This window comes from Aeromonas sp. QDB54 (genome assembly GCF_027707385.1).
GTDB classification, from domain to species: Bacteria; Pseudomonadota; Gammaproteobacteria; order Enterobacterales; family Aeromonadaceae; genus Aeromonas; species Aeromonas hydrophila.
The window spans coordinates 95,340-119,612 of record NZ_JAPCIT010000002.1 but is presented as its reverse complement, the minus strand read 5'-3'; the positions used below and the strand labels follow the sequence as shown (position 1 = coordinate 119,612).

The 24,273-nt window shown below is 59.9% G+C and carries 28 protein-coding genes and 1 tRNA gene; 26 read left to right on the top strand and 3 right to left on the bottom strand.

Translation table 11 applies throughout. The features are described 5' to 3' along the window. The first annotated feature begins 177 nt into the window (after positions 1–177). From PG881_RS02415 to PG881_RS02305, 23 genes are all read left to right on the top strand, one after another. Positions 178–1,044 (top strand): GPO family capsid scaffolding protein, encoded by an 867-nt coding sequence (locus PG881_RS02415; RefSeq protein WP_270797909.1) that lies wholly within the window; start codon positions 178–180, stop codon positions 1,042–1,044. A gap of 9 nt (positions 1,045–1,053) precedes the next feature. Next, positions 1,054–2,115, top strand: a complete 1,062-nt coding sequence (locus tag PG881_RS02410) for a phage major capsid protein, P2 family (protein WP_270797908.1) — start codon at positions 1,054–1,056, stop codon at positions 2,113–2,115. A gap of 3 nt (positions 2,116–2,118) precedes the next feature. Continuing rightward, a complete protein-coding gene (locus PG881_RS02405) occupies positions 2,119–2,847 on the top strand; it encodes a phage terminase small subunit (RefSeq protein WP_171279749.1) in 729 nt (242 codons plus the stop codon). Between the two features lie 170 nt (positions 2,848–3,017). Beyond that, positions 3,018–3,479, top strand: coding sequence for a head completion/stabilization protein (locus PG881_RS02400; protein ID WP_270797907.1), 462 nt, complete (start codon positions 3,018–3,020; stop codon positions 3,477–3,479). Positions 3,480–3,487: 8 nt separating this feature from the next. Beyond that, entirely contained in the window at positions 3,488–4,000 is a 513-nt protein-coding gene (locus PG881_RS02395; protein ID WP_270797906.1) for a phage tail protein, read from the top strand. After that, complete coding sequence (locus PG881_RS02390) at positions 3,997–4,683, top strand: phage virion morphogenesis protein (RefSeq protein WP_139742112.1); 687 nt, start codon at positions 3,997–3,999, stop codon at positions 4,681–4,683. Before PG881_RS02395 ends, PG881_RS02390 begins: the two co-directional genes overlap by 4 nt. Positions 4,684–4,687: 4 nt before the next feature. After that, positions 4,688–5,812, top strand: coding sequence for a DUF2586 domain-containing protein (locus PG881_RS02385; protein ID WP_270797905.1), 1,125 nt, complete (start codon positions 4,688–4,690; stop codon positions 5,810–5,812). A gap of 3 nt (positions 5,813–5,815) precedes the next feature. Beyond that, positions 5,816–6,271 (top strand): phage protein, encoded by a 456-nt coding sequence (locus tag PG881_RS02380; protein ID WP_270797904.1) that lies wholly within the window; start codon positions 5,816–5,818, stop codon positions 6,269–6,271. 3 nt (positions 6,272–6,274) lie between these two features. Continuing rightward, positions 6,275–6,484, top strand: coding sequence for a TraR/DksA family transcriptional regulator (locus PG881_RS02375; protein ID WP_270797903.1), 210 nt, complete (start codon positions 6,275–6,277; stop codon positions 6,482–6,484). Positions 6,485–6,505: 21 nt separating this feature from the next. Further along, positions 6,506–6,832, top strand: a complete 327-nt coding sequence (locus PG881_RS02370; protein ID WP_019838947.1) for a phage holin, lambda family — start codon at positions 6,506–6,508, stop codon at positions 6,830–6,832. After that, a complete protein-coding gene (locus PG881_RS02365) occupies positions 6,819–7,280 on the top strand; it encodes a glycoside hydrolase family 24 protein (RefSeq protein ID WP_019838948.1) in 462 nt (153 codons plus the stop codon). Before PG881_RS02370 ends, PG881_RS02365 begins: the two co-directional genes overlap by 14 nt. Beyond that, positions 7,277–7,711, top strand: a complete 435-nt coding sequence (locus PG881_RS02360; RefSeq protein ID WP_270797902.1) for a hypothetical protein — start codon at positions 7,277–7,279, stop codon at positions 7,709–7,711. The genes PG881_RS02365 and PG881_RS02360 overlap by 4 nt, the downstream gene beginning before the upstream one ends. Then, positions 7,644–7,838 (top strand): Rz1-like lysis system protein LysC, encoded by a 195-nt coding sequence (gene lysC / locus PG881_RS02355; protein ID WP_232254303.1) that lies wholly within the window; start codon positions 7,644–7,646, stop codon positions 7,836–7,838. The genes PG881_RS02360 and lysC overlap by 68 nt, the downstream gene beginning before the upstream one ends. Further along, positions 7,835–8,098 (top strand): putative phage tail assembly chaperone, encoded by a 264-nt coding sequence (locus PG881_RS02350; protein ID WP_019838950.1) that lies wholly within the window; start codon positions 7,835–7,837, stop codon positions 8,096–8,098. The genes lysC and PG881_RS02350 overlap by 4 nt, the downstream gene beginning before the upstream one ends. A gap of 41 nt (positions 8,099–8,139) precedes the next feature. Continuing rightward, positions 8,140–8,283 carry a DUF6890 family protein gene (locus PG881_RS02345; RefSeq protein WP_019838951.1) on the top strand — a complete coding sequence of 48 codons (144 nt, stop codon included), beginning with the start codon at positions 8,140–8,142 and terminating at the stop codon, positions 8,281–8,283. 9 nt (positions 8,284–8,292) lie between these two features. Further along, the gene (locus PG881_RS02340) at positions 8,293–10,062 is read left to right on the top strand and encodes a phage tail tape measure protein (protein ID WP_270797901.1); all 1,770 of its coding nucleotides are present in this window, start codon (positions 8,293–8,295) and stop codon (positions 10,060–10,062) included. After that, the gene (locus PG881_RS02335) at positions 10,062–10,385 is read left to right on the top strand and encodes a DUF2590 family protein (protein WP_241871730.1); all 324 of its coding nucleotides are present in this window, start codon (positions 10,062–10,064) and stop codon (positions 10,383–10,385) included. Before PG881_RS02340 ends, PG881_RS02335 begins: the two co-directional genes overlap by 1 nt. Then, on the top strand, positions 10,382–11,569 hold the full coding sequence (locus PG881_RS02330) for a baseplate J/gp47 family protein (RefSeq protein ID WP_270797900.1): 1,188 nt from the start codon (positions 10,382–10,384) through the stop codon (positions 11,567–11,569). The genes PG881_RS02335 and PG881_RS02330 overlap by 4 nt, the downstream gene beginning before the upstream one ends. Next, positions 11,562–12,242, top strand: coding sequence for a phage tail protein (locus PG881_RS02325; RefSeq protein WP_270797899.1), 681 nt, complete (start codon positions 11,562–11,564; stop codon positions 12,240–12,242). Before PG881_RS02330 ends, PG881_RS02325 begins: the two co-directional genes overlap by 8 nt. After that, positions 12,242–15,121 carry a phage tail-collar fiber domain-containing protein gene (locus PG881_RS02320; RefSeq protein WP_270797898.1) on the top strand — a complete coding sequence of 960 codons (2,880 nt, stop codon included), beginning with the start codon at positions 12,242–12,244 and terminating at the stop codon, positions 15,119–15,121. Before PG881_RS02325 ends, PG881_RS02320 begins: the two co-directional genes overlap by 1 nt. 112 nt (positions 15,122–15,233) lie before the next feature. Next, the gene (locus tag PG881_RS02315) at positions 15,234–15,809 is read left to right on the top strand and encodes a hypothetical protein (protein ID WP_270797897.1); all 576 of its coding nucleotides are present in this window, start codon (positions 15,234–15,236) and stop codon (positions 15,807–15,809) included. After that, positions 15,806–16,366 (top strand): baseplate complex protein, encoded by a 561-nt coding sequence (locus PG881_RS02310; RefSeq protein ID WP_270797896.1) that lies wholly within the window; start codon positions 15,806–15,808, stop codon positions 16,364–16,366. The genes PG881_RS02315 and PG881_RS02310 overlap by 4 nt, the downstream gene beginning before the upstream one ends. Further along, positions 16,363–17,973, top strand: coding sequence for a hypothetical protein (locus PG881_RS02305; RefSeq protein WP_270797895.1), 1,611 nt, complete (start codon positions 16,363–16,365; stop codon positions 17,971–17,973). The genes PG881_RS02310 and PG881_RS02305 overlap by 4 nt, the downstream gene beginning before the upstream one ends. 753 nt (positions 17,974–18,726) lie before the next feature. Here the strand turns inward: PG881_RS02305 and PG881_RS02300 are convergent. Further along, positions 18,727–18,812, bottom strand: a tRNA-Leu gene (locus PG881_RS02300). A 143-nt stretch (positions 18,813–18,955) separates the two neighbouring features. Here PG881_RS02300 and PG881_RS02295 point away from each other — a divergent pair. Beyond that, positions 18,956–19,477, top strand: coding sequence for an RDD family protein (locus PG881_RS02295; protein ID WP_164927748.1), 522 nt, complete (start codon positions 18,956–18,958; stop codon positions 19,475–19,477). 153 nt (positions 19,478–19,630) lie between these two features. On the opposite strand, the gene lptG is transcribed toward PG881_RS02295, so the two are convergent. Next, positions 19,631–20,701, bottom strand: a complete 1,071-nt coding sequence (gene lptG / locus PG881_RS02290) for an LPS export ABC transporter permease LptG (RefSeq protein ID WP_011707420.1) — start codon at positions 20,699–20,701, stop codon at positions 19,631–19,633. A 141-nt stretch (positions 20,702–20,842) separates the two neighbouring features. Beyond that, a complete protein-coding gene (gene lptF / locus PG881_RS02285; protein ID WP_005305138.1) occupies positions 20,843–21,955 on the bottom strand; it encodes an LPS export ABC transporter permease LptF in 1,113 nt (370 codons plus the stop codon). A 172-nt stretch (positions 21,956–22,127) separates the two neighbouring features. On the opposite strand from lptF, the gene pepA reads away from it, so the two are divergent. Further along, positions 22,128–23,636, top strand: coding sequence for a leucyl aminopeptidase (gene pepA, locus PG881_RS02280; protein ID WP_011707422.1), 1,509 nt, complete (start codon positions 22,128–22,130; stop codon positions 23,634–23,636). Positions 23,637–23,798: 162 nt separating this feature from the next. Continuing rightward, positions 23,799–24,254 (top strand): DNA polymerase III subunit chi, encoded by a 456-nt coding sequence (locus PG881_RS02275; protein ID WP_029304802.1) that lies wholly within the window; start codon positions 23,799–23,801, stop codon positions 24,252–24,254. The last annotated feature ends 19 nt before the right edge of the window (positions 24,255–24,273 follow it).

The window sequence follows — 24,273 nt, the reverse complement described above, 5'->3', positions numbered from 1 at the left end:
AGCCCCCCGCCCCCACTTATTGCCCTGATGTTCCAAGCAATTCGGATATCCCCATGGATCCGAATCGCCTTGAACACAACCGGATGAATACCCCTTGCCGACCCGATAGCCTGAGCTCGCATCAGGACGTCTCAAGAAGTTTCAGGACGTCTCAACAAGTATCAATCGAGATCAGGCATGAACGAATCAACCTTGAGAACTGGCTTTGTCTGTATCGCCACCGAAGGCAAAGCGGTGGATGGACGAGACATAACCCGCGAATGGCTGGTCGACATGGCCGAGACCTACGACCCGACCTATTACACCGCCGTCATCTGGCCAGAGCATGATCGCTGGTCCAGCTATGGCACCGTGCAAGCACTCAAGACCGAAGAGGTAGACGGCAAGCTCAAGCTGTTCGCCGTTCTCTGCCCTAATCGGGATCTTGTCTACTGGAACCAAAACGGCCAGTACCAGTTCTGCTCCATCGAGCCGTTCGAGCAATTCGCCGATCTGGGCCGCACCTATCTGATTGGTCTGGGCGTCACCGACCAGCCTGCCAGCACCGGCACCACCCAACTCAAGTTCAGCAAGAGCAGCAAGGGCCAAGTCATCGGCACCAGCGAACCGCTGGATCTCTCCATGCTCAAGCTGCCCAAGCACGAAAAGCCGGATGGCTTTATGAGCAAGCTCTTCAGTTTGATGGCCAGCCATGGTGAACCTGAATCAAAACCAACCCCCAGCCATCCAGAGGATGAGGAAATGACCAAAGAACAGTTCGAACTGCTGAACGGGACTCTGACCAGTCTTGGTGCCCAGTTCGCAAGCTTCAGCGCGAAGCTGGATGCCAAACCGGAAGTAAAGACCGATCCGGTGACTGAACCGAAAGACGAAGGCGACAAAAACAAAGTCACTGATGACCAGTTCAGCAAGCTGAACGAGACCATCACTGGTCTGGCCGCCACCGTCAGCGAGCTGAAAGGCCAGATCGACAAGTTCTCCGTTGAAGTGCCGGGTCAACGACCTGATGCGCTCGGCGGTGACGATACCCCCACCGTCTATTAAGGAGCGGCCGTGAGTCAGTCACTTACCCCCCAGGCACGTCAGCGCCTGGATCAATACAGCAATGCCTTGGCCAAAACCTATGGCATCCCCGTTAACGTGCTGGACAAACAGTTCAGCGTCATCAGTGGCCCGGTGGAAACCGGCATGCGCTCTGCCTTGCTCGCCTCGGTCGAGTTCCTGAGCCTCATCACCTGTATGGATGTGGATCAGATCAAAGGCCAGGTAGTACAGGTCGGCATCGGCAAGTTGTTCACTGGCCGCAAGAAAGATGGTCGCTTCAACGGCAAGGTCGGCGTGGCCGGCAACACCTATGAGCTGACCGAGACCGATTCGTGCGCCTCGCTCGACTGGGCGACCCTGTGCGTCTGGGCCAACGCTGGCAGCGAGGGTGAGTTCATCAAGTTGGTCGGTGAGTTCATCAACACTGCATTCGCCCTCGATATTCTGCGGGTCGGCTGGAACGGCGTATCTGCCGAAGAGACCACCGACCCTGCGGCCCATCCGCTGGGTGAAGACGTCAACAAGGGTTGGCACCAGATCGCCCGCGAGTGGAACGGTGGCAGCCAGATCATCAAGGCCGAAGCGGGTAAGAAGATCTACTTCGACCCGGACGGCAAGGGCGATTACAAGACCCTGGACGAGATGGCCTCCGACCTGATCAACACCACCATCGATCCGCTGTTCCGCCAAGACCCCCGCCTGGTGGTGCTGGTCGGTACCGATCTGGTGGCGGCAGCTCAGGCCAAGCTCTACAGCGAAGCGACCAAGCCGAGCGAGCAGATCGCAGCCCAGAAGCTGGCCGAGTCGATTGCCGGTCGCAAGGCTTACATCCCCCCGTTCTTCCCGGGCAAGCGGATGGTAGTAACCACCCTGGATAACCTGCACTGCTACACCCAGCGCGGCACCCGCAACCGCAAGGCAGAAGATAACCAGGACAAGAAGTGCTTCGATAACCAGTACTGGCGGATGGAAGGCTATGCCCTGGGCGAGCACCTGGCCTATGGCGGCTTTGAAGAGGCAGACATCGAAATCGGTGCTGCTCCTGCCGCTCCCGCAGAAGCGGGTGCGTAAACCATGAGCTCACCCGGCCAACGCCACAAGCAGCGAGTGCATGCCATGCAGGGGGCCGAACAGGCCGCCTGCACTGGCGTGGCCACCGGTGCGGTGGCTGACAGCCTGCACCTGCAAATGATTGCCCTGGAACAGGACATCGTTCGCTTGCGCAAGCTGGCCCGCATTGGGGATCGGGTGAACATGAAACGCGACGAGCTGATGCCAAAATACCGCCCCTATGTGGAGCGGTATCTGGCAAGCGTGGCCGAGTCCGGCCAGTCCTACCAGAACGAGCTGTTTCAAAGGCTGGTGATCTGGGCCTTTGACGTTGGCGACTTCGACACAGGGATCGCCTGGGCAGAGCTCGCCATCAAGCAGGGACAACGCACCCCGAACAACTTCAAACGAGACTGGGCCACCTTCGTGGCCGACACCGTGCTGGAGTGGGCCGAGAAGAACGCCGCCGAAGGCCACGCCGTCGAGCCCTGGTTCTCCCGGGTGTTCGACAAGGTGCGCAACGAGTGGCGCCTCAACGAGAAACTGACCGCCAAGTGGTTCAAGGCTGCGGGTTGCCTGCTGCTGCGCGACCAGGACGGCCAGCCTCGACCGAGTGCAGTGGGTGACAGCGCCACCCTGGAACAGGCCGCCCACTGGCTGCTTCAGGCCGAGAAGCTGCACCGCAAAGCGGGGGTAAACACCCTGCTGCTCAAAATTGCCATGCGCCTGCGGGCGCTGAATCCGGAGCAATAAGACTCTCCGCGCCACCGCACCCCGGCGGGGAGGATAGGCAAGCCGCAAGGCCTGCGCCGAATCCTGTGATCCGTGGCTTCAGGGGTGCACCTTTTCTCGCCGCGTCATCGGCGACCTGAGTGATCGGGGAAGTGGTGTTCACATTGGCAAGAATCGACAGAGGGTCAGAGATGTTTGCAGGCAAGGATATCGACTACAGCGCCGCCACCATCCGCAATGACGGGTTTTGGCCTGATGTGGCCGTGGCCGACTTCGAGCGCCGCCGCGCCCTGCCTGCCGACCTCGACCAACAGACCACAAGCGCCGCCCTGCTGGCTGCCGTCTCTGAAATCAACCTGCAACTGGCGATGCGTCAGGCCGCGCTGATGGCCGAGGGCTACGTCAGCGCCGCCGAGGTGCCGGGGCCGAGCCTTGAGGGCGGCACCAATGCCATGACCGAGCAGTATCTGGCCGCCGTGTTTGCCCGTGCCAAGGCGGCCCTCTTACCGGAGTTCGCCAGCGTCACCGAGCGGGCCGCCGCGAACAACCAGGTGGAGCGCTCACCAGACCAACGCGCCCATCTGCTGGCAGAGAGTCAGCAACTGGTGCGCAGCATCAAGGGCAAGCGCCGTGCGGGGGTGTCCTTGATATGAGTGACGGCATGAACGAACAGCAGGCCCAGGGCTATTTCCTCCACGCTCTCCACGCCGAGATCCAGCGGGTGCTGCCAGCCAAGTGCCACAAGCATCTGGATAGCTGGATGGAGAACGGCACCATCAGGCTGGAGCCAAAGAACATGGGCCCCACCGGAATGGATGTGGCATGGCTCACCTATCAGGCGGTGTTCACCGTCGAGCAACTGCCGTTTCGCGAGCTGGATCCGGCCATCGTGCTGGCCTCTGTGGCCGCCTGGGTGCAGGAGCATGACGATTTTCGCGAGCAGTTCGAGCTGGCCGATCCCGAATACGCCGTCACCCCGAACGATGAGAAGACCGCCGATCTCGAGATCCAGCTCGCCTTTACCGAGCCGCTGCGCCTGATCGAACACCCCAAGGGCCCCATCAACTGGATGGGCAAACGCTGGAACGTGGCCCCGTATGAAATCTGGGTGGCAGACCACATCGATATGAACGTCGGTGACACCGGCCATCACCAGATCGGTGACCAGTCATGATCACCATCACTCTCGACACCCAGCGCAGCAAAGACCAGCTCAACCTGCTGGCCCTGCCGCCAAAGAAGCGCCAGCGGCTGGTGTGGCGAGCAGCCAACGAGATGAAGAAGCTGGCCGCCCGCAACGTGCGCCAGCAGCAAGACCCCAACGGCAATGCCTGGGCCCCCCGTAAACGGGGCAAGCGCAAGATGCTGCGAGGCCTGCCAAAGCTGCTGGTGATCCATGAGCCAAGCCAGGATGTGGCCGAGCTCGGGTTCAAGAAGGGGGCGATGAACGTTCATGCCGGGGTTGTCGCCAACACCCACCAGAAGGGACACACCTACAAGGTGACCGCGGCCAGTCGGCGCCGTATCGCCGCCAGCGATGGCGGCAAGAACAAGCAGGCCAGCAAGGCGCAGGCCCGCAAGCTGCGGGAGCTTGGGTTCAAGCGTCCAGGCAAGCGCAAGCGGGCATACAGATCGGCATCGCTCGGCTGGATTACCGGCAATCTCAACTACGCGCAAGCGGGGTTGCTGATCAAGAAGCTCAAGGACGAGCCGGTGAAAGAGAGCTGGGAGATTGAGCTGCCAGCCCGCCCGTTCCTCGGCGCCAATACCAAGCAACGAGAGCAAGCCTTTGCCCGTGCCCTGCAAAGCATCAACTACGGCTGGGACGTCAACAAGCAAGAGATGAAGAGGAAATAACGCCATGTGGCCTTATGTACAGATCAACAACAAGAACCAGATGCAGGGGCCCGTGACGGAAGTCGAGCGCCACCTGCTGTTCATCGGCACCGCGCCGACCAACACCGGCAAGCTGCTTTCGCTCAACACCCAGAGCGACTTCGACAAGCTGCTGGGCGAGGCCGACAGCGAGCTGAAAACCAACCTGCAAGCCGCGATGGCCAACGCGGGCCAGAACTGGACGGCCGCCGCTTTTGTGCTGCCCACCGACATGGACTGGAAAGATGCCGTCCGTGAGGCCCAGAAAACCCAATCCTTTGAGGGCTGTGTGGTACTGGGTCAGGAGTGGGACGAGGCGAAAATCAACGCCGCCCACGCCCTCAACCAGGAGCTGATCGCCAAAATGGGGCGCTGGCAGTTCATGCTGCTGGTCGTGGCGGGCATCGTCACTACCCTCGAAGGCGGCCAGGACTGGAGCGAATACGAGGCCAAACTGGTCGCGCTTCAAGATGGCATCAAGGCGGAATCCGTCACCCTGCTGCCGCAGCTGTGGCCCAACCTCGCCGGGGCCTATGCCGGTCGCCTCTGCAACCGTGCGGTGAGCATCGCCGACAGCCCCGCCCGGGTGAAAACCGGCGCCATGGTGGGCCTTGGCAACAAGCCGAAGGATAAAGACGGTACCGAGCTGCCGCTGGCCACCCTGCAAACCCTCGAACAGAACCGCTATTCGGTACCGATGTGGTACCTGGACTATGACGGCATCTATTGGGCTGATGGCCGCACTCTGGACGGCGAAGGCGGCGACTACCAGGTGATCGAAAACCTGCGGGTAGTCTACAAAGTTGCCCGCCGGATGCGCCTGCGCGCCATTGCCCGCGTCGCCGATCGCTCCTTCAACTCCACTCCGGGAAGCACCGCCGCCGCCATCATGTACTTCGGCAAAGACCTGCGCGAAATGGCCAAGGCCGTCACCATCAACGGCCAGCTGTTCCCGGGCGATATCGCCTCACCCAAGGATGGCGATATCACCATCAAGTGGACGGCCAAGAACTTGGTCTCCATCTACGTGGTGGTGCGCACCGTGGACTGCCCCAAGGGGATCACCGTCAACATCATGCTCGATTTGAGCCTCAACAACGGGGAGGGCTAACCCATGACCAGACGTATTTCAGGCCAGAGCTTCGATACCGAACTGATGGGCGCCATGGTGCACGTCGAGAAAGCCAGCCTCTCCATCACCGACAACAGCGCAGTGGCCCAGACACGTGGCATTCCTGACGGCTATGTCGATGGGGATGTGGCCGCAGAGCTGGAGTTCGAGCTCGATGCCAAGAACTTCACCATGCTGTGCGATGCGGCCAAGCGGGCCGGTAGCTGGCGCGGGATGAAGCCTGACGATGTGCTGTTCTACGCCGACACCGGTGACGAAACCATGAAGGTAGAGGCCTTCGGCGTGAAGCTGCAGATCTCTGACCTGCTGGATGTTGACCCCAAGGGGGGCAGCAAGGGGGTGCACAAGATCAAGGGTTTCGTCACCTCCCCCGACTTCGTTCACATCAATGGCGTGCCGTACCTCTCAGAAGACGACACCCGCCACATGAAGGGCTAACGGATGGATCTGATCGACCGTGCCACCCAACACGCCGAGCGGATGCTGGCGGCCCAGCTGGATAACCAGCTAGGCCGCAGCCACCACCAGGGCGAGAGCCTGCACCACTGCGAGGAGTACGGCGATCCGATCCCGGAAGCGCGCCGCCTGCATGTGCCGGGTGTGCGCCTGTGTGTCAGCTGCAAGAGCCGCGCAGAACGGCGCGGGCAATAACGAGAACGGGATATGAACCCTATGCCAAACAAAGACCCCACCCTCTGGGCCGCCCTGCTGGCCTGGTTGATGGATAACTGGCCCGCCGTTTCCGGGGCTCTGCTGGCGTTGAGCATTTCATTTATGCGCATCACCTATGACGGCGGCAGCGGGCGCCGCCGCCTGATCGAATCAACCATGTGCGGCCTGATCACCTTGGCCGCCGCATCCGGTACCACCCTGCTCGGCGTCCCCTATGAGGCGGCCCCGTTTATCGGCGGTGTGGTGGGACTGCTCGGGGTAGACATCATCCGCGAGCGGGCCAAGTTGGTGTTCAACAAGAAGGGAGACAGCAATGCCGCGCAGTAACTGCCACCCGCAGGTGGCCGCCTTTCTCGACATGATCGCCTTTTCAGAAGGCACAAAGGGCCGGGGCGATGACGGTTACAACAAGCTGGTTAATCCGGCGGGGTTCTTCACCGACTACCGCACCCATCCGAACGTGCTGGTGCAGGTAAATCCAACCCTGAAAAGCACCGCTGCGGGCCGCTATCAGCACCTGTCAAAGCACTGGGCCCACTACCGCGATCAGCTCGGCCTGCCGGACTTTGGCCCCGAGTCGCAAGATGCCTGGGCTATCCAGCTTATTCGCGAGCGCAAGGCGCTGGATGATGTGCTCAAGGGCCGTATCCCCCAAGCGGTGGCCAAGTGCGCCAACATCTGGGCCAGCCTGCCGGGCGCCGGTTATGGCCAGCGCGAACACAAGCTGGCTGACCTGCTGGCCAAATTCACCGAGTTCGGCGGGGTGCTGGCATGAGCACGCTCATCCGGTTCCTGCCGACCATCATCGGCTTTGTGCTTGGCACCATTTTGTTTACCCAAGGTGAACGGCTCACATCGCGCACCAAGGAGCTGGCCAGCGCCAACGAAACCATCAACACCCTGCAGGCGACCAACAACCAACAATCGATCGCCTTCCAGGAACTGCTGATGCAGGCAAAGGGCTTGCGCCTGATGCTGAGCGACCAGAACGCGGCCTTGGCCGAGCACGACAACCAGAACAGGAAGACCGCCGATGAACTGCAACAAGCGTTGGCCACACCGCCAGCGGGCCGCCCGGACTGTGCTCGCGAGCCTCTGCCTGCTGGCGCTTTGCGCCTGCTCCAGCCAGCCCACCACGGTGGTGCAAACCAAGGTGGTCAAGCGCCTGCCACCGCCGGGGCTGGTGCCACACTGCCCGGAGCCTGACTTTACGGGGACCACCTACGGCGAGGCCGTGCGGTTCATCCCCACCCTGCAGACGGCACTGCGCCGCTGCCAAACCCAGATCAACACCCTGAACCATTGGATTGAACAAGAGGAAACCACCCCATGAGCACACCGATCATCACCCTGGACGTCGCCGGCAAAGAGCTGAAATTCGCCCCCACCATGGTGGCCTACAACAGCTTCATCAACGACATGATGCCCAACGACAAGGTGGCACCGGCCCACAACTACGTGAAGAAGATCGTCTGCGCCGAGAGCAAAGAGGCGCTCGATGAGCTGCTCAAGCGCCCCAGTGCCGCCCTGCAGCTGGCTGGCGCCATCAACAAGGAGTTCGCGCCAGAGCTGGAGATCACCGTAAAAAACTGACGGCGCGAGCCGAGGCCATCGAGCGCAACCAACTGGAGCAGGTGCTGGCGCTGCGGCGCTACTACCTGCCCCATGAGGATGACGACCTAGACAGCCTGGCCCGCGCCTTGTGGATAGACAAACACCAGCAAGAGTCCAACGCCGCCACAGTGGCCGAGGGCATCGCCAAAGCACTGAACGGATAAGAGACCCCTATGGCTTGGATGGAAAAATTGATGATGCAGGTGGCATTGGTTGACCAGGTCACCAAGCCACTTGCCGGCATCAATGCCCAGATGAACAAGGTCACCAAGGCTGGCCGTCAGGGCTGGAGCAACATGGCCATGGGGGCCACTACTGTGGCCGGCGGCGTGATGGCGATCCAGGGCGCCCTGGGCCCGGCCATCGAAATGGACCGGGCCTTGGCCGAGGTGGCATCGCTGGATGTGCAAAAGGAGGTGCTCGGCGCACTGGGGCGCGAGGCCCTCAAACTCTCCATCCAGTATGGTGAGTCGGCCACCGAGATCGTGCGTTCCTCCTACGATATCCAATCCGCGATCGCCGGGCTGGAGGGCAACGAACTGCCAGCCTTCACCCGCGCATCCACCACCTTGGCCAAAGCCACCAAGGCAGACACCGCCACCATCACCAACTACATGGGCACCATGTACGGCATCTTCGAGCAGCAGGCCAAGCAGATGGGCAAGGCCAACTGGGTCGAGGATGTGGCCGGCAAGACGGCGCTGGCGGTGCAACTGTTCAAGACCACCGGTCAGGGCATGGCCGATGCCTTTGGGGCAATAGGGGCCAACGCCACCGCCGCCGGAATCTCGATGGATGAGCAGTTCGCCGTGCTCGGCCAGCTGCAGGCCACCATGAGCGGCGGCGAGGCGGGGACTAAGTTCAAGGCCTTTCTGGCCGGGGTAGGTGGTGCTCAGAAGGCGCTCGGCCTCAAGTTCACCGACGCTGCGGGCAACATGCTGCCGGTCCTCACCATCATGGACAAGCTCAAGGCCAAATATGGCGAGACCATGAGCGTGGCCGAGGGGGACGAGCTCAAGAAGGCCTTCGGCTCGGACGAGGCGGTGGCCATGATCAAACTGTTGATGACCAACACCAAGGGGCTGGCCACCAACATCAACGCCTTGGCCAACACCCACGGCATGGGCAAGGCCGAGCAGATGGCCGCCGCCATGACTGACCAGTGGGAACGGGTGACGCAAGCCTGGTTCGCCATCCGGGCAGCCGCCTTCGGGGTGGTGTTGCCGGCTATCAATGCCGTGGTGGGCGTCTTTGCTGATGGCGCCAACGATGTGCTGCGCTGGACTCACATCTTCCCGAACCTGACCAAGGTGGTGAGCTATGCCATGTTGACCATCGTTGGCCTAAGCATGGTCACCGGGGCGTGGATGCTGGTTGCCGGCCTGGCCAAGCTGGCCACCTTGGGGCTGGGCATCGCCTGGAGCATCATCATGGCGCCGCTCAACCTGCTCAAAGCGGGGCTGGTTGCCTTTCGCGCCATCCTGCTGGCGGTCAACATCGCCATGTACGCCAACCCCATCGGCCTGATCGTGGCTGGCATCGTGCTGCTGATCGGTGCGGTGGCGGCGGTCATCTACTACTGGGACGACCTGAAAAAGACGTTCTCTGACTGGGGCGTGTTCCAGTTGCTCGGCAAGTCCATCGACTGGCTGATCGACAAGCTGAACATGATCCCGGGCGTCAACATCGAAGCAGGGTCAATGCCTGATCTGAACCTGCCGAACCCTGCCAACATTAACGCCCCGCTCGCTCGCTATCGCGAAGGGGGCAGCAGCATCCCGTCAGGTGGGCTTGGCCAGCAGCTGATCCAGGCCAACGCAGCTGCCACCACCGCCAACCAGAAACCGGCAAAGGTGCTGCACATCGGTGAGGTTCATATGACCAGCCAGAATCCGATGACACCTGAGCAGATGGCCGAGAACGCATGGCTGGAGACCCCGTGATGAGTGATGCCAAGTACATCGATATCTGGGTGGTAGACGGGGCGTGGCAGCTGGATGCCGGTGGCCAACCCCGTTACACCCAAGACCGCCACAGCATCGGTCAGGACATCAAGCACCGGATCATGGAGTCAGGGCTGGCCAGCAAGCTGATCGGCGAGCGCAGCCCAACCCTGCGCGCCGATGTGATGACCGAAATCGAGCTGCTGGTCGAGAACGACATCAGGCTGATCCCCGGCACCATCGTGATCAGCGAAGAGGCCCCCGACCGCATCCTGGTCACCGCCCGCACTTATGAATTTGGCGATCTGGAGGTAACCCTGTGAACCTGCGCCCAACCGTGGATTTTATGGCCCTGCTGGCAAAAAGCGGGGTACCGACAACCGAAGAGGCCATGGAGGCCGAGCTCAAGAAGGAGGTGGAGGCCGCCGGTTCGCTCATCACCAACGACAGCGATGTGAGCCCGTTCTGGCGGCTGGTGCGCGCCGTGGTCATCACTCCGGCGCTGTGGCTGATCCGCACCCTGCTGGCGGGCCATGTGCTGCCGGCCAGCTTTGCAGCCACCGCCAATGATGCCTATCTCGACCTCAAGGCGTGGGATGTGGATCTCACCCGCAAGGCTGCCCAGAAGACCCGGGGCCTGGTCAACTTCATCAAGGTCAACCAGAGCGAGGCCGTCACCATCCCGGCCGATGTCTGGATCACCACCGAGCGCATCAACGGCACCCTCTACCGCCTGAAACCGCTGCAAGAGGTGGTGAGCCCCGCCGGTGAAGCCGTGGCCAAGGTAGTCTGCGAGGCCGAGTTCGCCGGTGGTGCCTGGAATCTGGCCCCGGGCTATTACAACCTGCTGAGCAAACCGGTGACCGGCATCCTGTCAGCTCGCAACGCTGACCGGGATTGGATCACCACCCAGGGCGCCGATGCCGAGAGCAATGACGCCCTTGGCCTGCGCATCCAGAACCAGTTCTCGGCGGTGGGTCGCTATCACATCGACGCCATCTATCGCTCCATGCTGGCCAGCGTGGCGGGGATCCGCGCCGACCACATCTTCTTCGAGCACGACGCACCGCGGGGCCCGGGTACCGCCAATGCCTTCATCCTGCTGGAAGTGGGGACGACCCCCGCCAGCTTGATCGAAAAGCTCAATGACTACGTGAACAACCAGGGCAACCACGGCCACGGCGATGACCTGCAGGTGATGGCCATGCCGGAAACCGAGCACTCGCTGCACCTGGAGCTGTGGCCAGCCGAGAACATGACAGCCGAACAGCGGCTGACACTCAAACGTGAAGTGGAGCTGATGGTGAAGGCGGCCTTTCGCCAGTCAGCTGACTATCCGTCAGTGACCCGGGCGTGGCCGCAGTCTCGCTTTTCACTGAGCCAGCTTGGCCGCGAGCTCCATCAGGCATTCACCGAGATAAAGAGCCTTCACTTCACCGAGCTGGATATCGTCTCTGGCCTCGCCATCCCGCGCCTGAGTGCGCTGGAGGTGTTCCTCCATGACTAAGACCACCGAGCTCAACCACCAGGACAAGGCCCCGCAGCTGCCAGACAGCACGGCTCCCTGGTGGGAAGACGGCAAGACCATCGCCGAGGGAGTGCAAGAGCCTGCATTCCTGGCCAAAGGCATCATGGCCTTCTGGCGCCGCCTGCGCGGCTGGCTGCTGCAACCGCTGACCCAGCAAGACCCAATGACCTGCTCGGAGGCAATGCTGGCGCTGATCGCCTGGGAGCGGGATATCACCCGCTTCAAGGGAGAACCGCTTGACCTGTTCCGCAAGCGGGTGAAGTACGCCTTCATCAACGCCCAGGACTCCGGCGAAGTGGCCGGTTTCAAGCGCATCTTTGAGCGTCTGGGCATCGGCTGGTGTGAGCTTCATGAACGCCAAGACGCTACCCCCTGGGACGTCATCACCATCGAGGTGGCCGACAGCGCCTTGGCCTCCAATCAGCAACTGATGGAAACCCTGATCCAGCACTACGGCCGCACCTGCCGCCGTTACCGCTTCCAGGTGCTCTATCCCGCCGTGGGCTACCTGCATGCTGGCCGCATTGACATGGGTCAACAGGTATTTGCCGCAACCCTCAATAAACCCGCCTGCAAGGGGTACTTGCGCGCCGGTCAAATCCATTTCATTCAACACGTTTACGGGGCAAGCCTGCCCCGCAAGGAGTCCTGATGAGCCAGGTCATTACCAACGCATTCGAACACTATTGGCAGTCCAGCCTGGCCGCAGAGCAACCGGTCGTACTGGATGAGTTTATCCTGGCAGATATCCCGAATCTGGATATCACCTCCCCCATCGACCCGGACTCCGGCCTGCCGCCGGAAAGCCAGATCGTGCATCGCCAGAACGTGGACCAGCGCGGCCGCATCAACAACAACGCCGTGGCCTACACCATCGTGATGGATACCACGGTCGGCGACTTCTCATTCAATGCCATGTACCTGCGCAACAAGCAAAACGGCGTGATCGGGATGATTGTCTACAAGGGCCGCGAGACCAAGCTCAAGACCGACCAGACCACTGGCCAGACCGGTAACTCCCTGGTCAAGTCGATGCTGATGGGTTACGACCAGGCCGCCGAGGCCACCCTCACCCATGTGGATGCCGGCACTTGGCAGATTGACTATGCCGCCCGCCTACGCGGGCAGGATGAAGACCTGCGAAAACTGACTTGCCAACTCTATGGTCATCACACCTTCATCGGCGATGGTTTCAAGGTCGTACAACAGGACAGTGGCTATCAGGTCACACAGGGTGTGGCCATCGTCGGCGGCCTACGCATCGAGTTGAAACAGCCGGAGATCATTTACCCGGGCACTAAGCCGATCGGTGTCTGGGTAGACGTTCACCGCTCAGGCTCGCTGCTCTCTGAGCATCAAAACCACTTCACCATCATCACCAGCGTGGCGGATCTGGCCGACCATGTGGACAGCAATGGCTATCAGCACTTCGTGGCCAAGCTTGGGAGCATCCCCCAATCGGGTGCCGTTGCTGATGACCGGGTACAAGTAAGCACTGAGTATGACTTTAATTACATTTTTGATTTCATCAAAAAATTACAGTCTGAGTCTGGGGCTGGCCTTGTTGGAGGGCTTCCAGTTTATGTGAATGCTGAAAAATATGCTGGAGGAGCGTCAAAAACATCCATCAATAATGATGCCGCCATCATTTCAGCAATAGACGATGCTATCGCCACAGGCAACGATGTTTATTGGCCAGCAGTATATGAAGTTCAAGGAAATATAGATAAGTTCCATTCTGTAAAGCATCGCGGTCCAGGAGGAATAAAAAGAGGGGATAGTGTTTATCGAGTTGACTCTCTCGCTTGGGGGGTAAATACATTATACGTTTCTGGGTCGGGTAGTCTGACTGGTGATGGTTTTACGGCTGATAGGCCAATGAAAACCATGTCAGCGGCATTTTCAGCATTAGAGAATGTTGGAGGTGTTTTACGGGGGCAATGGAACATTTCAGTTTCAGCTGGAGTGGTTGCCTCTGACGCCAAGATCACAGGGATAACATCTGAAAACCCCATCAATATTTTTGGGCCTACGGTTGAAAATGAACCAGTGGCAGTAATAGATGTCTCTGGACAAAGCAAAGGGTCAGTTCTTTGGATCGGCAATGGGATGCGATTCATCCTGTCACACATACTGCTACGTGGTGCAAGAAATGGTTCCGGATTGGCATCAGGATTAGTCATGGATGCAGGAACGACAGGAAAGCTCGTCAATGTTTGGACTCGAGACTGTGAGCAAAATGGTGTGAATGCAAACATTCGCTGCCGGGTTGTTATTGAGGGTGGCGATTATCAAGCGGGTGCCAATGCGATCAGAGTTTATGGGAACTCAACAGCCTATATTGGGTGGGATCAAAAAAGGGTAAAAGCTCGAGATGCTTCAGTGGGTGTTAGAGTAAGCGGCTCATCATATGCACACTCTGACTTTATTGATTTTATTGATACGCCTTATGGGATTGTGTCTGACTACCAGAGTCACAGCACAAACTATAACAACACCTTCTCTGGTGTTCGCATTGGTTGGGAGAGTCGCTCGTTTGGGACGATAAACACGAACAACCCAACATTTATCACTGAGCCTACGATTGCTCGTTCTAGAGCGCTTCATGGCCTTGTAGGGTCAGCTGCTGGGGTTGAAGGTGTCGAAATAGACAATAGGGACACTAGGAACATTCAGTATTACCCTAACTTGGGTAATGGTCGCTATATGTTCGGGTATGACAACATAACAGCACCTTATAAGCGGTTTCATTTTTCAGCGACTGGCTCTGTTGATGCATGCGACTGGAGCATTGTTGGCGGGGTTAACTTTGTTTTTGATGGTGCTGCTAATTCGGCTGGTGCTAATTATGTCGGGATAGGAGCTCCTGCAGGGAGCTCTTGTGGGTTAGTGCTTGGTGATGCAGCAAACCCTTCTGCTGTTGTTCTTAGGCAACAAGCTGGCGGGGTTTATTTACGGCTTGGCGGTGAGGACAAGTACCGATTCACAAACACTGCATTTGGCCCATATAAGGACAACGATGTTACATGTGGTACAGGTTCATACAGAGTTAAGGAGTTCTATGGTGTCGCTGGAGCCATTAACACATCTGACGAACGTGAAAAAACACCGCCAAAAGAAATCACAGATAAAATGCTGGATGCAGCGGATGAGATTGACATCGTGCTTTTCCAGTGGCTGTCATCAATAAAGGATAAAGGAGATGAAGCTCGGTGGCACTTTGGCCCATTTGCACAACAAATACATAAGGCGTTTGCCAAACACGGCATCAATGGATTTGAGTACGGGTTGCTTTGCTATGACAAGTGGGAAGACCAATACGAAGACATATTCGAAGACTTAGAAGGGGAGTTCGGGACGACCAGAGCACTCTATACCGGCACAGTCCTTGTTCAAGAAGCCGGCGACAGGTGGGGGATAAGACCAGATCAGTGTCTGTGGCTTGCCCTTGCTGCTGCTCGGCGTAGAGACAGCCGTAATGAGGCCAAGATAAATGAAATAGAAAAAAGACTGACCATTGCAGGCCTATAAATCAATAACATATGCAGAGATGGTTGGTATGGGAAATTTAATTGTAGTCTCACCTTTTTCGATAAAATCTAGCGGCAGGTCTAGCCTTGCCGCCCCCAATGCCATCAAAGCCATGGCCGCCAAGCTGCAGGATGGGGCCGATCCACACCTTCCTGCAGGCCCGTTCCATGCGGTGGCCTGGCTGGTTACCGGTACCAGTGAGCAGGAACTGGCCACAAAGCTGGCGTCGGTATGCGCCATACTGCCGCTGCCGGAGTGGTGCGCCGCACTGCGCCGCCTGAGTGCCAACAACGACACCATGGCCCAGCCAACTGCGGCCATGGTGCCGCGCTGGAAAGCCGACGAACCGCTGATCTGGGAGCCGCTGCGCCGCCGCTTGATGCTGACGGCTGCCAACGATGCCTTACAGGAGAGCGAGGGGAACTCGCCAGCCCCTGTGGCCACCCGCGCCAAGCTGGCCCTGCTGGCCGCCAAGCGCGCAGCCAGGGTTGCCGAGCTGGATGAGGCACTTGCCCACAAGCCCAGCCTTACCGGAATGCTGTGGAGCTGGCACGGCTATGGCGAGCCGGCCAGCCTCGCCGCACAGCTGCTCGACAGTGAGCACCCTGACCACAGTCACAGCATGACCGTTGGCGCCCTGCTGCTCTCCACCTCCCCCCTCACCTTCTGGCAGGAGTTAACCCAATGAGCCGGACAGCCATGCTCACCCTGGACGGTGAGCCCATTGTGATGAAGTCGATGCGGATCTCGGCATCGATGCAGTTTCAGGACAAAGACAACAGCGGCCAGACCAGCAGCACCAGCAGCTCGGAGCAGGGGGAGAAGGCCAAGGAGCTGGATGTGTCAGGGCTGGTACCGTTCAAAGATGAGAAGACCCTGAGCCGCCTGTTTGAGTTGGCTGATGCCAAAGGTGACGGCGGCAAGCGCCATATCTACCGGGTCGGCTCGCTGCTCGCCAAGTCGGTGAAGGTGCGCCAGGCCAAGTTTGCCGGCCGCATCACCGCCAGCGAGCAAGAAGGCCTGCTGGCGTGGCAGGTGCAGTTCACCCTGCGCGAACATAACTCGGTACCGGAGAAGCGCGAGCAGCGCCTCCCCAAGGCGGCTGCCACCGTGGGGCAAGGCACCGCCAATGCCACGCCGGCGAAAACAGACAGCAGCGCGGCAGCGTCTGAGCAGGAGCAGCTCAGTTCCTGGGAGAAAGTGATGAAGGGGCTGGATGACAAGCTGGGAGACGTAATGGCGTGAAACTATCGACCAATCTGACTTTGGGGGGCAAGCCAGCCCATCTGGTTGACCATGATATCGTGCTCGACCTCTCTGCCGGTGGCCGCGCCTCCCTGACCATCGAAGGGACGGCAACCAAGGGGCAGACCCTGACCCTGGATACCGGCTACAACGGTGAACTGCGCCGCTGGTTCACCGGTTATGTCTATGACGTCCAACCCGCCGCCAACGGTGCCAGCAAGCTGCTATGCCGTGAGCTGGCCGGGATCCTGGGCAGCAAGTTCCCTGTCAGTATCCAGCATGCCACCCTGCGCAGCCTGCTGGCCTGGCTGACCGACCAGACCCAACTCACCTTCTTGCTGCCAGACGGGGCAGACTACACAGACACCCAGATCCCCAACTTCACCAGCGCCGGCACAGGCTATCAGCTGCTCGATAATGCGGGCCGCGCCTTCTCTGTACCTGACTTCATCTGGCATCAACAACCAGATGGCGCCATCTTCGTGGGCAGTCATGCCCATAGCCGCTGGGCAGATAAGGCGGTGGAGCTGGATCCTGCCTTCTCGGCCCGCCAAGCGGGCAACACCATTACCCTGTCCCCGATCCCGGCCATGCGCCCGGGGGCCATCGTCAACGGCAAGCGGGTGGAGCGGGTACGGCTCAAGGGTGACGAAATGACCCTGACCACAGCCACACCAGGTAAACCGGTGAAGTCGCCAGAGCGGCGCAAGATGGAGGGGGAGTTCCCAGAGCTGGCCGACAAGATGCACCTGCCCAAGTTCGGCAGGGTCGAGGCCATCAGCGACCAGGCCGCCGCCGGTCAGCTCAATGACCCGTTCCGTCCTCGCTATGCGGTAGATGTCCAGCTGTATGGTGAGAATGGCGAGCCAGATGAAGGGACACCGCTCTATCGGGCTGTGCCGCTGCCTGTCATGTTTGGCGGGCCTGAGCAGGGGCTGATGCAGTTCCCCATCGAGGGGACCATGGTCGAGCTGGGGTTTGCCTTTGGTCGTGCCGATCGGCCGTTCATCCGCACCATCCTGGGCACTGGCTGGCCTCTGCCGGATATCGCTCCGGGCGAGCAGCTGCAGCAGCAACGAGCCGAGGTGTTCAGCCGTACCGATACCGTGGGCAACCAGTCACGCCATACTGACCGCCGCCAGCACGACAAAGCCATGCAGATGATCCGCGAGGCGGACGAGTACCTGGGCGAGTTCGGTCAGCACCGGATGAGCGTCTTGGCCAGTAGCGTGGAAGAGATCGGGGGCATGAAGTGCATCGAGGCGCTCGGGGATATCGAACTGCTGACCGCCGAAGACATGATCCTGGGCAGCGCCGGTAACATGAGCCAGACAGCGGGCGGCAACCTGGATGAAGATATCGCCCTGGTTCGCCGAGCGCTGGCCGGCGAGCTGCAGCACTTCGCGTCGCCCAAGTCGTGGATGGGTAGCGATGGGGTGAACATCTTCCGTCTGCTCAACCAGCTGATGAACGTGGTGGAGCAACTGGCCGCCACCGCCGCCAGCCATAACCACGGTGGCCCACCGCCAACCAATGCCGATACATTCATCGGCCAGAGCGAGCAGGCCGGCCAACTGGCAAGCACCCTCTCCCCCATCATTGAGTAACCTACCAAGCGAAGAAGGCCCCACACCGTGGGGCCTTCTTCTATCTGCCTGACAGCGCCTGAGCATGGCCAGGGAATAGCGCCGCATGAAGAGGCACCATCGGGCAGGGCTGCATCATACGTGAAGCCTGAGCACGCACACAGCCTCCGAGCACAAGGCAGCGACGCCCACCGCCGCGTCTGCGTCACGGAAACCGCGCTCTTCCGCTCCCGCCTGCGCGCCTCATCAATAAAAATTTTTGCAAAAGTGGATTACCGCAAAACCATAGGCCCAGACCGCGCCAGATAAAGGATCTGCGGCCCATTGAGGATCTGAAAGGATCGAAAGAAATTGCAGGGTTTTACAGTTCGGCGGGGCTCTGGGTAACGAAGGTGAAAACGTAACTCGTTGAATATATTGGGGTGGTAGTACTTTCCGCGAGGATTTGAATGATTGGGAAGGATCCGGTTTGCCGCGAGGGAACGGCTAGAAGGCGTTTTGTTTCAGCCAGTTAGGTGCAATGAGGGCCGATTTGATAACTGAAATTTTGAAAGGGCGCGGCAGCTTGGGTGCGCTGGCTGGCCTGCCCCACGGAAAATAGGTTTTCTGTGAAGTGTGTCCGGTCACGCTTGGTCCTGACCTAGTGGAAGTGGACACGACAACAACCCGATCACCTAAACCTAGGTGGACACGATGTGGACACATCACCATGTTGAGGGTCCAGAAAAACTTAAGGCCACCCGCTTGGGTGGCCTTAAGTCATTGAATTCTAAATGGTGCCCGGGGTCGGACTCGAACCGACACGATTATTCATCGGCGGATTTTGAATCCGCTGCGTCTACCGATTTCGCCACCCGGGCAACTGCGAGGGATTATACGAATGGCGCTTGGGCATGCAAGGTGTTTTTCTTGCTCTCACAGTTGTTTGCTCATTTATTCAACGCCTTGCCGAGGCTGGGTCAGTTACATAGAATGCCCGCATCATATTAATGGAATAAAAACGATGGCCAAGCGTAAATCCGTCCAACCGACACCGACCCCTCCCGCGACTGCGCGCTACCCTTCCGCCGGCCTGCTGCGCCGGCTCGGCGCCCTGCTCTATGACTATCTGGTGGTCATCTCCTTGCTGATCATCGCCGGCTTTATCGGGATGGGGGTGGCACACTTGCTGCTGGCAACCGGCATGGCGACCGTGCCCGAAGGCAAGGACGCCGCCTGGCTGCTGACCAGCCCCATCTACAGCGCCTGGCTCGCCTTCATCATCTGCGGTTTCTACACCTGGTTCTGGACCCGCGCCGGCCAGACCATCGGCATGCGGGCCTGGCGTCTGCGCATCCAGAATACCGACGGCAGCAACATTCGCATCACCCAGGCCCTGATCCGGCTGGCCACGGCGGCCTTCGGCCTCGGCAACCTGCTCTGCCTGTTCAACCACAAGTCACCCCGCGCGTTTCAGGACATCTGGTCCGAATGCGAAGTGGTGGTGCTTGGCAAACAGGAAAACCTGGAACAGCTCAATCGCTGATCCTGTGGCAGCAACGAAAAAGGGCACCCTGAGGGTGCCCTTTTTGCTGGCCGACACGCTTATTGCTTGCGACTCAGGATATAGACGTAGATGCCACCAAACAGCAGTGCAGCAGGAGCGATGGCCGCTTTTTGTCAGCAGCCCTTCAGGCCGCTACTGCTTGCGGCTCAGAATATAGAAGGAGATACCGCCAAACAGCAGGCTCGGTGCGATGGCTGCCAGGATCGGCGGTACCGCATACACCAGGCTGATGGGGCCAAACACCCGATCGCTGACGTAGACGGCGAAGCCGGTCATGATCCCCATCAGCATCCGCGCCCCCATGCTGACCGAGCGCAGCGGGCCGAAGATGAAGGAGGAGGCCAGCAGGATCATGGCCACCACCGAGAGCGGTGACAGCAGCTTGCGCCACATCTCCAGCTTGTAGCGCCCGGCATCCTGCTTGTTGGCATCCAGATAGCCGATGTAATCCAGCAGTCCCGCCACCGGCAGGTTTTCAGGATCGATGCTCACCACCCCCAACTGTTTGGGTGTGAGCTCTGAGCTCCACTCCATCTGGGGCTGGGTCTCGCTCATGATCTGCCTGGGGTCATCGAAGCGGGTCACCTGTACCTGCTTGAGCAGCCAGTGATGCTGCTCGAACACCCCCTCCTGCGCCTGCAGGATATCGATCAGCTTGCGCTCTGGGGTGAAACGGTAAAGGGTGATGCCGGTCAGCGCGCCATCGTTGCGCACCCCGTTGATATTGACGAAGTTGTTGCCATCGCGGGCCCACACCCCGTAAGCCGACACGGTCAGCCGACCCTCAGACAGGGCACCCGCCTTGATGTCGTCCGCCATCCGCTTGGCGATGGGTGCCACGTACTCTCCCATCAGCCCCACCAGGATCATCAGCGGGATGGCGGTCTTGAGCGCCGCCATCACGATACTGATCTTGGAGCGGCCCGCCGCCTGCATCACCACCAGCTCGGAGCTGGTCGCCAGCTGGCCCAGACCGATGAGACCGCCCAGCAGGGCCGCCAGCGGGAAGAAGAGCACCGCCTCTTTCGGCATGGAGAGCAGCACATAGTAGAGGGCGCTGAGCATGTCGTAGTTGCCTTCCCCTACCGACTTCAGCTGCTCCACGTACTTGATGAGCGCCGCCAACCCGACCAGGGTCAGTTCGCACAGCAGAACCGACATGAAAATAACCCGGCCGATATACCTATCGAGAATACCAAACATCAGCAGAGACCCCCCTGTTGCAGCATCATGCTGATTTTTTCCTCAAATACAGACGTATGGAGCGGGGGCGACATCAAAATGATCCGGTCGCCATGTCTATCGAGAATGCCAAACATCAGTAGAGACTCCCAGATGGCAACATCATGCCGATTTTCTCTTGAAATAGAGGGTCTTGACCCCGTTCCACCAGCTGGTGCCCTGCAGGTTGAGCGGCAACCCGATCAGCAGCAGATAGACCAGCGGCACCAGGAACATGCCGGGCCAGTGCGGCAGCCGGCCGCTGTCGATGGCAGAACGGGCGGCACTGAGCAGCAGGAAGTAGGAGAGGTAGAGCAGGATGGCCGGCAACAGCTTGGCATAGCGGCCCTGACGGGGGTTGACCCGCGCCAGCGGCACCACCAGGAAGGTCAGCACCAGAATGGAGAGCGGCAGCGACAGGCGCCACTGCAGTTCGGCCATCAGCTGGTTGTCCTGGGTACCCAGCAGCTCCATGGTCGGCTTGGCCGCCGCCTTGCGGTTGGAGCGCTCCATCTCCTGCTGGCGGATCACCAGGCTGTACTCGTCGAATTCGGAGATCTGGAACTGGCGGGTATTGAAGTGCCCCTCGTAGCGGGAGCCATCCTTCAGGGTCAGCCACTGCAGACCGTTGCTGTCGACCGTGACCACCCCTTCGGTCGCCACCACCACCGACGGCGGCTTGCCATCCTGGGAGCGCTGCAACACAAAGATTTTCTGCAGTTTGGAGCCCTTGTCGTTGAGGTCCTGGATGTAAGCCACCAGGCGCCCCTTGTCGAGCTCCATGAAACGGCCTGCCTGCAGGAAGGAGATACCCGGATCGGCCTTGAACTCGTCAATCACCTGGTACTCGCGCTCCTTGGCCTGCGGGGCCACCCAGCCGGTGTTGAAGGCGGCGACGGCCGCCGTCAGCAAGGCCAGCACCATGGCGCTGCGCATCACGAAACGGTGGCTGAAGCCCACCGCATGCATCACCGTCATCTCGCTTTCGGCGTAGAGGCGCCCGTGAGCGAACAAGATGGCCAAAAACAGGCTGATGGGCAGCATCAACAGGGCCATGTTGGGCAGGTTGAGCAGCAGCAGGGTAGAGACCAGGCGCGTCGGCACCTCACCATCGGCGGCATCGCCGATGATCTGGATGAATTGCTGGCTGACGAAGATGAGCAGCAGCACGAATAATACCGCCAGCTGGGTTTTCAGGGTTTCCCTGAACAAATATCGGAAAACGATCACAGTCATTCCCAAGTAAACTTGTGTTTTTAGTCGAATGCCTGAAAAATAGGGCCGTATATTGGATTTTTACCAGTTTGAACTGCGGAGCCAGTGCCTGTTCGCTCCGCCTCTGATACCCCAACAAGCACCGCATTATTCAATAAAAGGTGCCTTTTGTCTTTAGGATGTAGGAGATTCCATGGAGTTCAGTGTAAAGAGTGGCAGTCCTGAGAAGCAACGCAGTGCCTGCGTCGTGGTCGGCGTATTCGAGCCGCGTCGCCTCTCTCCGGTTGCCGAACAACTGGACAAGATCAGCGATGGCTACATCAGTTCGCTGCTGCGCCGTGGCGACCTGGAAGGGAAACCAGGCCAGATGCTGTTGCTGCATCAAGTACCGGGCGTGCTCAGCGAGCGCGTGCTGCTGGTCGGTTGCGGCAAGGAGCGGGAACTCGACGAACGCCAGTACAAGCAGATCATCAACAAGACCATCACCACCCTCAACGAAACCGGCTCCATGGAAGCGGTCTGCTTCCTGACCGAGCTGCACGTCAAGGGACGGGATACCTATTGGAAGGTGCGCCAGGCGGTAGAAACCACCAAGGCGGGCCTCTACAGTTTCGATCAGTTCAAGACCAACAAGGCCGAGCCGCGCCGTCCGCTGCGCAAGCTGGTATTCAACGTGCCGACGCGTCGGGAATTGACCATTGGTGAAAAAGCCATCGCCCACGGCCTGGCCGTGGCGAAAGGGGTGCGCGTCTGTCGCGACGTGGCCAACATGCCGCCCAATGTCTGCAATCCGGCCTATCTCGCCTCCCAGGCCCGTCGTCTGGCCGATGCCTTCGACAACATCACCACCAAGGTGATCGGCGAGCAGGAGATGGCCGAGCTCGGCATGAACTCCTATCTGGCGGTGGCCCGCGGCTCCGACAACGAAGCCATGATGGCCATCATCGAGTACAAGGGTCATCCGGATGCCAAGCCCATCGTGCTGGTCGGCAAGGGACTGACCTTCGACTCCGGCGGCATCTCCATCAAGCCGGCCGAGGGCATGGACGAGATGAAGTACGACATGGGTGGCGCCGCCTCCGTGCTCGGTACCATGCACGCCCTGGCCCAGCTGCAGCTGCCCATCAACGTCATCGGCGTGCTGGCGGGCTGCGAGAACATGCCGGGTGGCAACGCCTATCGCCCGGGCGACATCCTCACCTCCATGTCCGGCCAGACCATCGAAGTGTTGAACACCGATGCGGAAGGTCGCCTGGTGCTGTGCGATGCGCTGACCTATGTGGATCGCTTTGATCCGGAAACCGTGATCGACGTGGCCACCCTGACCGGTGCCTGCATCATCGCCCTGGGTCACCACACCACGGGTCTCTTGGCCAACCACAACCCGCTGGCCCACGAGCTGCTCAACGCCTCCGAGCAGGCGGGTGATCGCGCCTGGCGCCTGCCGCTGTTCGACGAGTATCAGGAACAGCTGGAGAGTCCGTTTGCCGACATGGCCAACATCGGCGGCCGCCCGGCCGGTACCATCACCGCCGCCGCCTTCCTGTCACGCTTCACCAAGAAGTACAACTGGGCCCACCTGGATATCGCCGGGACCGCCTGGAAGAGTGGCAAGGAGAAAGGCTCCACCGGGCGTCCGGTGCCCCTGCTGACCCAGTTCCTGCTGAACCGGTCAGGGGTGGTCATCGAAGAGAAGGAGTAACCCTTTTATCCCGTTCGATGCGTGCATCAAACGGGATGGCGTTACCCTGAATCACAAGGAAGAGGCCCGCCTCTTCCTTGTTTCATTGAGGGTGGGCAGGAATATCCCCTGCCCGTCCTTACCGGCGGTCAATAGTCCGTCACCGCAAACGGGATCAACCTGATGAGCCAAGTGACCTTTTACCTGATGAGCGAGCAGGATGACGCGCAGGCTTCGGCCGTCGAACGCCTCGCCTGCCAGCTCGTAGCCGATAGCTGGGGGGCGGGCCATATCTACCTGCTGTGCGACGACGAAGCGCAGGCCCTGCGCCTCGACGAGCTGCTGTGGCAGCTGCCGCCGGAGCGCTTCGTGCCGCACCAGCTGCAGGGCGAGAGCGGTCAGGCACCGGTGGAGATCGGCCATCAGCCGCCACGGCGACGCTATGCCCGCCTCATCAATCTGGCCAAACAGACACCTTTGTTTGCAGGACACTTCGCTCAAGTGGTAGATTTTGTCCCCACTGACGAAACGCAAAAGCAGCAAGCCCGCGAGCGCTACAAGCACTATCGCCAGGCAGGCCACGCCCTCGAGATGAGGGATCAGCCCGTCCTTGCCGCACCGGATCCGGCGCAGCCCTGACTGCGCCACCCTCGATCCA

Excerpts from the sequence above, each read along its gene's own strand:
- lptF (WP_005305138.1), bottom strand. The coding sequence starts at position 21,955 with ATGACTGTGATCGTTTTCCGATATTTGTTCAGGGAAACCCTGAAAACC.
- PG881_RS02415 (WP_270797909.1), top strand. The coding sequence starts at position 178 with ATGAACGAATCAACCTTGAGAACTGGCTTTGTCTGTATCGCCACCGAA.
- PG881_RS02335 (WP_241871730.1), top strand. The coding sequence starts at position 10,062 with ATGAGTGATGCCAAGTACATCGATATCTGGGTGGTAGACGGGGCGTGG.
- PG881_RS02365 (WP_019838948.1), top strand. The coding sequence starts at position 6,819 with ATGCCGCGCAGTAACTGCCACCCGCAGGTGGCCGCCTTTCTCGACATG.
- PG881_RS02315 (WP_270797897.1), top strand. The coding sequence starts at position 15,234 with ATGGCCGCCAAGCTGCAGGATGGGGCCGATCCACACCTTCCTGCAGGC.
- PG881_RS02360 (WP_270797902.1), top strand. The coding sequence starts at position 7,277 with ATGAGCACGCTCATCCGGTTCCTGCCGACCATCATCGGCTTTGTGCTT.
- PG881_RS02275 (WP_029304802.1), top strand. The coding sequence starts at position 23,799 with ATGAGCCAAGTGACCTTTTACCTGATGAGCGAGCAGGATGACGCGCAG.
- PG881_RS02340 (WP_270797901.1), top strand. The coding sequence starts at position 8,293 with ATGGCTTGGATGGAAAAATTGATGATGCAGGTGGCATTGGTTGACCAG.
- PG881_RS02395 (WP_270797906.1), top strand. The coding sequence starts at position 3,488 with ATGAACGAACAGCAGGCCCAGGGCTATTTCCTCCACGCTCTCCACGCC.
- PG881_RS02325 (WP_270797899.1), top strand. The coding sequence starts at position 11,562 with ATGACTAAGACCACCGAGCTCAACCACCAGGACAAGGCCCCGCAGCTG.
- lptG (WP_011707420.1), bottom strand. The coding sequence starts at position 20,701 with ATGTTTGGTATTCTCGATAGGTATATCGGCCGGGTTATTTTCATGTCG.
- PG881_RS02310 (WP_270797896.1), top strand. The coding sequence starts at position 15,806 with ATGAGCCGGACAGCCATGCTCACCCTGGACGGTGAGCCCATTGTGATG.
- PG881_RS02405 (WP_171279749.1), top strand. The coding sequence starts at position 2,119 with ATGAGCTCACCCGGCCAACGCCACAAGCAGCGAGTGCATGCCATGCAG.
- PG881_RS02375 (WP_270797903.1), top strand. The coding sequence starts at position 6,275 with ATGGATCTGATCGACCGTGCCACCCAACACGCCGAGCGGATGCTGGCG.
- PG881_RS02370 (WP_019838947.1), top strand. The coding sequence starts at position 6,506 with ATGCCAAACAAAGACCCCACCCTCTGGGCCGCCCTGCTGGCCTGGTTG.
- PG881_RS02350 (WP_019838950.1), top strand. The coding sequence starts at position 7,835 with ATGAGCACACCGATCATCACCCTGGACGTCGCCGGCAAAGAGCTGAAA.
- PG881_RS02400 (WP_270797907.1), top strand. The coding sequence starts at position 3,018 with ATGTTTGCAGGCAAGGATATCGACTACAGCGCCGCCACCATCCGCAAT.
- PG881_RS02295 (WP_164927748.1), top strand. The coding sequence starts at position 18,956 with ATGGCCAAGCGTAAATCCGTCCAACCGACACCGACCCCTCCCGCGACT.
- PG881_RS02390 (WP_139742112.1), top strand. The coding sequence starts at position 3,997 with ATGATCACCATCACTCTCGACACCCAGCGCAGCAAAGACCAGCTCAAC.
- PG881_RS02380 (WP_270797904.1), top strand. The coding sequence starts at position 5,816 with ATGACCAGACGTATTTCAGGCCAGAGCTTCGATACCGAACTGATGGGC.
- PG881_RS02320 (WP_270797898.1), top strand. The coding sequence starts at position 12,242 with ATGAGCCAGGTCATTACCAACGCATTCGAACACTATTGGCAGTCCAGC.
- pepA (WP_011707422.1), top strand. The coding sequence starts at position 22,128 with ATGGAGTTCAGTGTAAAGAGTGGCAGTCCTGAGAAGCAACGCAGTGCC.
- PG881_RS02385 (WP_270797905.1), top strand. The coding sequence starts at position 4,688 with ATGTGGCCTTATGTACAGATCAACAACAAGAACCAGATGCAGGGGCCC.